Annotated in this window: 8 protein-coding genes and 1 rRNA gene; 1 reads left to right on the top strand and 8 read right to left on the bottom strand. The window is 40.7% G+C overall.

Annotated features, from left to right (window positions below; translation table 11 throughout):
• The 3 genes from GJ688_RS12470 to nagA all read right to left on the bottom strand — a co-directional run.
• Window positions 1-170, bottom strand: a 16S ribosomal RNA gene (locus tag GJ688_RS12470); the annotation flags it as partial.
• A 309-nt stretch (window positions 171-479) separates the two neighbouring features.
• Complete coding sequence (gene mscL, locus GJ688_RS12465) at window positions 480-914, bottom strand: large conductance mechanosensitive channel protein MscL (protein ID WP_155476872.1); 435 nt, start codon at window positions 912-914, stop codon at window positions 480-482.
• A 315-nt stretch (window positions 915-1,229) separates the two neighbouring features.
• Window positions 1,230-2,405: an N-acetylglucosamine-6-phosphate deacetylase gene (gene nagA / locus GJ688_RS12460; RefSeq protein WP_155476871.1), complete on the bottom strand. Its 1,176-nt coding sequence runs from the start codon at window positions 2,403-2,405 to the stop codon at window positions 1,230-1,232.
• A gap of 305 nt (window positions 2,406-2,710) precedes the next feature.
• Between nagA and GJ688_RS12455 the strand changes: the two genes are divergently transcribed.
• The gene (locus GJ688_RS12455) at window positions 2,711-3,442 is read left to right on the top strand and encodes an SIR2 family NAD-dependent protein deacylase (RefSeq protein WP_155476870.1); all 732 of its coding nucleotides are present in this window, start codon (window positions 2,711-2,713) and stop codon (window positions 3,440-3,442) included.
• A gap of 168 nt (window positions 3,443-3,610) precedes the next feature.
• Here the strand turns inward: GJ688_RS12455 and GJ688_RS12450 are convergent, their stop codons facing one another.
• From GJ688_RS12450 to GJ688_RS12430, 5 genes are all read right to left on the bottom strand, one after another.
• Complete coding sequence (locus GJ688_RS12450) at window positions 3,611-3,889, bottom strand: SpoVG family protein (protein WP_155476869.1); 279 nt, start codon at window positions 3,887-3,889, stop codon at window positions 3,611-3,613.
• Between the two features lie 144 nt (window positions 3,890-4,033).
• Window positions 4,034-4,477 (bottom strand): response regulator, encoded by a 444-nt coding sequence (locus tag GJ688_RS12445; RefSeq protein ID WP_155476868.1) that lies wholly within the window; start codon window positions 4,475-4,477, stop codon window positions 4,034-4,036.
• 276 nt (window positions 4,478-4,753) lie between these two features.
• Complete coding sequence (locus GJ688_RS12440; RefSeq protein ID WP_155476867.1) at window positions 4,754-5,110, bottom strand: response regulator; 357 nt, start codon at window positions 5,108-5,110, stop codon at window positions 4,754-4,756.
• A gap of 167 nt (window positions 5,111-5,277) precedes the next feature.
• Entirely contained in the window at window positions 5,278-5,658 is a 381-nt protein-coding gene (locus GJ688_RS12435; RefSeq protein WP_155476866.1) for a response regulator, read from the bottom strand.
• A 97-nt stretch (window positions 5,659-5,755) separates the two neighbouring features.
• Complete coding sequence (locus GJ688_RS12430) at window positions 5,756-6,955, bottom strand: EAL domain-containing protein (RefSeq protein ID WP_170291940.1); 1,200 nt, start codon at window positions 6,953-6,955, stop codon at window positions 5,756-5,758.
• Window positions 6,956-7,010 lie beyond the last annotated feature (55 nt).

Genomic DNA, 7,010 nt, shown 5'->3' with positions numbered 1-7,010 from the left:
ATTAGCAGCCCTTTCGGGCTGTTATCCCCCACTCTCAGGCAGGTTATCCACGCGTTACTCACCCGTCCGCCACTAAGAGCCTCCATCGAAACTTTAGCTCTCCGTTCGACTTGCATGTGTTAGGCATGCCGCCAGCGTTCGTCCTGAGCCAGGATCAAACTCTCCACATAAAATGTAGATAAGCTTGAGTCAAGCTCTTGTTGATATAAAGTATTTCTTATTGAATCAAGAACTTCTTTCAGAAGTTCATCGACTCTTAAGAAATTATCCGTCCCACTTACGTGGGCCGAATTGACTTGGTTCGCACGCTTTGCTTACAACTGTTCGATTTTCAAGGACCGTGCCTCTGCGTCACATTTCGCTATCGCAGCGGCGAACTTGATTATTATCACACAATCAATTCGTTTTTGCAACTAGTACTTATTTCCAATTTGTTTGGCATTAGTACCTTCCTGTTATTATATTTGCTTTTTCAACAGCTAAGGATTTAGTTGTGATGTACAAGCGGAGCAGCGGACAGCTTTCGCAGGGATTATGGATAGACAATAGGGACATTCTTTTGTGAATGGCACTTTATCTTCTTTTATTTTCGTGAGTCTATTTATTTGATGTATAGTAATAAAAATCACGAATGAGATTATTGTAAAATTTATGACATTGTTCATGAATAATCCAATATTAATGGTTGGTGCGCCAGCTTGTTTGGCCGCCGCTAGTGTTGGATAACTTCGGTCACTGAGATTGATGAAGATATTACTAAAATCAACTTTTCCAATGAGTAGTCCAATTGGCGGCATAATAACATCCTCAACAAAGGATGTAACGATTTTGCTGAATGACGTACCGATGATTACCCCAATTGCTAGATCCATCACATTACCACGCATCATAAACTTCTTAAACTCTTTTAACATTCTCCACCTCAATCTTTAGTTTAAATATTGTTTCCGAGCCTAAATCTTTATTTTAACATCTATATCTGAAAATCCTATAAATAACCTCCTTCCTTTTATTTACTATTCAGACTTTAAATAAGCAATTCTACAAAAAACATCTTGAAGATGGTAGTTGCAGAATTGGTGCTCAACGCTGCTCAAGTAGTATCGTTTTATCAGAGATTACTTGACGGATTTCACGTAAATGATTTAGAAAGTTTGTTTTTCCGGGCTATAAGGGAAGGATTGGTGGCAATACTACTATCCAAAGAAATAATCCTTCGTAAGATATTACTAACGCGCCGAATCAAATATTTGGAGTTCCCCCTCAAACACGACTGCTTTTACATCGATGGCATCGTCAAAAATTACAATATTCGCATCATAGCTTGATTTAATTTTTCCGAGACGTTCATCGGTCCCGATAAGTTCCGAAACATAAGTTGAAGCCATTCGCAATGCCTCATCCATCGGAATTTTTACCTCAGTTATACAATATCTGACGGCACTGGCCATATCTAGGGCAGTGCCTGCAAGGGTACCGTCTTGGGTAACACATTTCCCCTTTTCGCTTATCACCGTGTAGTTACCTAAACGAAAGGGTCGATGTATCGCACCCACTGGAGGCGTCCCATCAGTGACTAAAAACAACTTACGATCACTCAACTGCTTGGCTATACGAATAGCGGTCGGGTGAACATGATAGCCGTCTGCGATGATCCCGGCGTAAACTCCCCTTCCATGAGCAAGCCAAGCACCGACTAAACCGGGTTCACGGCTCCCGAATTGAGACATGGCATTAAACAAATGGGTGACGCATTGAATTCCCCTAGAAAAGGCACGAACACTTTGTTCGTAAGTCGCCATCGAGTGACCAGCCGATAAGATCACTCCGTGCTTTACTAAAAGAGCCAAATGACGGTCTTCAAACATCTCTGGAGCAACTGTCATCATACGAATCGTTTTTAATGAGTCCTTTTCTATAAGCCTGCATAACTCTTCTTCATCGGGACGTCGAATGTACTGCTTGTCGTGTACTCCAGCTTTTCGAGGGTGAAGATAAGGCCCTTCTAAATGGACCCCTAGGACGCTGCTCATTCCTCCACGTACACACTCTTCCATCACGTCCACAGCTTTACTCATCTTCTCAAAAGACGTAGTAAGTAAGGTGACAAACATATTTGTCGTTCCATAACGCCTATGGGCTTCGGCGATTTTTTTTACTACCTGGAGTGATAGGTTATTGTTAAATAAATAGCCACCGCCGCCGTTAACTTGGATGTCGATAAAACCCGGCGCAACAATCAACCCTGTAAGGTCATAGCTCGGTATGTTGTGCGGAATTTTAGAAGCACTTACGATGGTCTCGATCTTACTTCCACGGATGATGATCGCAGCATCGGGAAGCACTTCTTCCCCTGTATAGACTGTGCAATTCGTCAGCGCATATGTCATCGGTTTTACGGTCACACAATTCGCATCCTTTTAATCGAACCGTTGGCCCTACTAAGAAAACCGGGGCAAACCGACTTTTTTCACCGGACTTCTAAACGATTCGAACCGCCAATCTGCGGTTTTGTCACTACAAACATTTTTCTTTTGGGTAAGAATTCCTTCCGCGGGCTACAACGAGCAATGAGTTTGTACCGATAGGCCAGAGTTGCCGCTGAACATAAGAATTTTTTAATGCCGATGTGTTCAGGTAAAAAACACGTTACAATAAAATTCTAGACATCGCTTCACATCTACGTCGGAATCGTGAAAGAGGAGTATTAATGAAGGAAAAAGAATTATCCTTATGTGCCCAACGCGTTCAAGCGGCACAGCGAATCGCCGTTCTGACTGGAGCGGGAATCAGCACCGAGTCGGGGATCCCAGACTTTCGAAGTCCCAGTGGACTCTGGCGTAAACCCGAGGTGCAATCTGCCATCACCCGGGAGACCTTTTTTATCCAGCCCCAGAATTTCTATAAGTATTTCACAGAATTATTCCTAGAGTGGCAAGAAGTTTTTCCCAATGCTGGCCACCTAGCCTTGTCTAATTTAGAACGCATGGGAAAAACGGTAAGGATTGCGACACAAAATATCGACGGACTTCATCAGGCTGCCGGCTCTTCCCAGGTGATTGAACTGCACGGTCATTTACGTACCGCCACTTGTCCGAAATGCAAAGCAAAAGAAAGCATGGAAACAGTCAAAACATCGCTTAAACAAAGCGAACTACCGAAGTGCTCCTGCGGGGCGATTTTGAAGCCTGATGTCGTTCTTTTTGGGGACCCGCTCGACTTGGACGATTGGAACACTGCACAAGAGTGGATGAGGCAGGCTGACCTGCTTTTATGCGTTGGTACATCTTTAACAGTGACACCAGCCAACTCCTTGATCTTACGCCGACACTCAGACAGCACCTTAGTCATCATTAACAAAGAACCGACGATGTATGATCATATGGCTGATTTCGTTTTTCACGGAATGGCAGGAACGGTGTTACCAAAACTGTGGGGCTGATGGTCACCAGCAAAAGCGTCAAGTATGGTGGATCACCTTCCAAAAAACAAATCCCCAACTTTATTAAAAGTTGGGGTTGCCGTAACTTTGCGCTATGGCGACTTATCATTCTGTCATCTTCATATTACCACTTTGCGGTAATGACCACAATAGAAACCTTAAACGTGTTTAAGGTTTTCCTAAGCCTTCGCCGTATGTAGAAGAATAAAACGCTTTCATGACTGCTTCTGTAAGTACAGTTCGAGCTTCATGGGAAATTGGATGGGCGATATCATGATAAGTTCCGTCATGATTTCTTCTGCTCGGCATAGCAACAAAAGTCCCTTTGTCCGCTGCAACCACTTTTATTTCATGGATGACAAAGGAATTCTCCAATGTAACGGAAGCTATGGCTCTGACAGGCCCGTGAAGGTTGATTTTTTTGATTTTTACGTCTGTGATAACCATTCACTACACCTCCCGATAAATTGAAAACTATTATCACTTACACCATTGTAACCTAAAAAACTGTATAAGGATAGTGTATTTATATTTTATATACGAAAACAGCCGAGGAAATGGACCTCTGGCTGCGTATTACGGCATTTTTGATCAAGCACAATTTTTAGAAAGAAAATAGTTTAACTTCGTCTTTAATTCATCTATTTCGATGGGCTTACTAATATAATCATTCATACCTGCTGCAAAACAACGATCACGATATTCGTCCATCCTATTGGCAGATACAGCGATAATCGGAGTATTCTTAACATACTGATGTTCATTTTTTCGGATGTTGCGAGTGGCTTCTAATCCATCCATGATCGGCATTTGAATATCCATTAGGATAAGGGAGTATTGATGTTCAGTTACTGCCGTCAGCGATTCGAGTCCGTTATTTACACAGTCAACCTTATACCCGAGTTTATTTAACAAAATCTTCATTAATTTTTGATTCATAAGATTATCTTCCACAAGAAGAACGGTTACGCTTGAATTGTCCGTTTGAATAATGGTTTTACCATTTTCCGATTTTTTGTCTGATGAGGTACCCATTTTTATTGCCCCCTAAACACTATACCTCAAATACACATCATGGGATTTATATAAATTATACCGTATTCAAAATATCTCGACAGAGGACTAAAGACCTATTTCACAGATATTTTCTTCCAGCGCATCAAAATTGGGCTTGTTTTATAAAATCGCCCATCCTCACTGGCCTCCCGACAACGAGTGATTTGGGTAGACCGTGAAAATAGGCGATTGCGTTTTTATTATGATCAATAGACTGGGTTGCTATACTCCGAAGAGCGGTGTTTCTCCATTAAATTACAATATTTTTTTCAACATCGAAAGTAATTTTTCCTTTGTGATTGGTTTTACGAGGTAGTCAACCGCTCCCGCTCGAAGGGCATCGTCGACCGTGCTTTCATGATTTCGAGCACTGCATACAATAATTTTTGCTCCAGGGTATAAAACTTTTATTGCTTTAATAGTCTCAAACCCGTCCATTTCCGGCATAGAGATATCGACTGTAGCTATATCAGGCTGTATGCTTTTCCAAAGATAGATCGCTTCTGAACCGCTTGACGCTTCGTGCACTACATACTCAGTTCCGATCAGCATTTTTTTAAGTAACAGCCTCATAAATTGTGAGTTGTCTACAATGAGAACTTTTTTAGGCATAAGACTACCACCTCGCCGCTATGTAACGTACTGAATTTTTAATGGTGTATTATTTTCCATTATAAGTTATAACAGACTAGATGGCAATTGTACTAATCCGAACAAATCAAACGCGATAAGAACCGAAAAAAATCGGTCTATAAGCTAAGACCGATTTTTAAAACAATCTACACTAATTTTTGTTTTTGTGTATAAATACATTTTGTTATGGTCGAAAGAACTCGAATTTTTTCAAAAGGTTTGATGATAAAATCCATGGCACCTGCAGATATCGCCTCTTTTACCATCGTTTGTTGACCCATGGCGCTACAAACAACGATTTTAGCTTTCGGATCCATAACTTTTATCGCTCTGATCGCACTAATTCCATCCATCTCTGGCATGGTAATATCCATCGTTGCCAGGTCTGGACGGAGAGTACTCCATATTTTTGCGGCTTCAGCGCCATTCACGGCTTCAAAAACTTGATACCCAGCTTCCTCTAGCATTTTTTTCAATATGCTTCGAATAAATAATGCATCATCAACAATTAGAATTTTCTTTTTCATGATTTAACCACCCGACTGAGTAATTTCATAATCCCTTTTTAGCTTTTCCGTCAATGCGTAATCTGTGTCAATCGTTACTCTATGAGTCGAGTCCCATTTATGACCCTGTGACATCTAGACAAATAAACAGTTTCCCATTAATCGGATATATGAACGTCCTCATCTTCTCACCCGTGTGCGCATCCGTATAATACGTCGACAGATTCCCTTTCTCTTGATATAACGATTTTACGACATTATCGAGAAAGTAAGGTCTCCACGTCCAATTTCGCCCGATAAAACTTTCATCAATATCCCATTTATCATTATCGAAGCAATAATTCGGCGACCGTTGGTCTCCTCTTTCATCACAGATATAGACCCGCTTTACATTCTGAGGGACTTTTTGTGTTACGCTTTTTAAGAAATCCACCGATAATATCTTTGATTTTATTATCATATCATCAAAACCAGCAAGGCAATCTTTAATCGTTTTATTGATCGCTTCAGATGTGGTTTGGTCTGAATGCTGTAACCACAGTGAATAATCGACATATTTGGAGATATGGTTGTTCAGACTGGAGCTAAAGGAGAAAGGATTTTGAAATTCTCCCTGTGGTCTTGAAAAATAATAACCCTGTAAATACCGAGCGCCGAGGGATAAGGCAATCTGAACCTGTTCCTCTGTTTCTATGCCCTCAAAGAGAACAAAAGCACCAATCTTCTCTGCCATTATGGAGAAGGAGGTTAATATTTCTTTGAAAAATGATTCCTTTGTGCATTTTCTTACTAATTCTAGATCCAATTTCAATATATTAGGCTTAATATAGGCGATACGGTCAAAATTTATAAAACCGGAACCGACATCATCAATGGCGATTTGGCATCCAACTTCTCGATATACTTGTACGATATCAGCTAATTCCTCGATGTTATCCATAAAGTTGTCTTCTGTTATTTCTACAGTAATTCTAGACGGATCAATGTTATATTCCCGAAGGAACTGTATTGTTGGAATATCAGAACGACGATTCCTAAAATTATAAATCCAATTTGGGTTTAGATTAATAAAGAGACGAGTATCCACTGTTTCAGAAGCTAACTTACCAAAGGCTTTCCGACGAATCTGCCGATCTATAAATATGTGCTCCTCAATGCTAATCTTGGGATTATGAAAGAAAGGACCCAGGCTTTGGATTCCTTTATCGGTCTTAAATCTACCGAGCACTTCATAACTATAAATTTGCTGCGTATCCACGGCTATAATCGGTTGAAAATGTGGAATAACGCGCTCTATGTTACCGACAATCGAATCCACAAGCCTCATTCCTTTACGTCATCAAAACTAGTCTAACAACCTTGATTATAACCAG

This window comes from Heliobacterium mobile (assembly GCF_009720735.1).
GTDB classification, from domain to species: Bacteria; Bacillota; Desulfitobacteriia; order Heliobacteriales; family Heliobacteriaceae; genus Heliobacterium; species Heliobacterium mobile.
The sequence above is the reverse complement of the archived record's forward strand: the minus strand, read 5'-3'. Positions and strand labels throughout refer to the sequence as shown.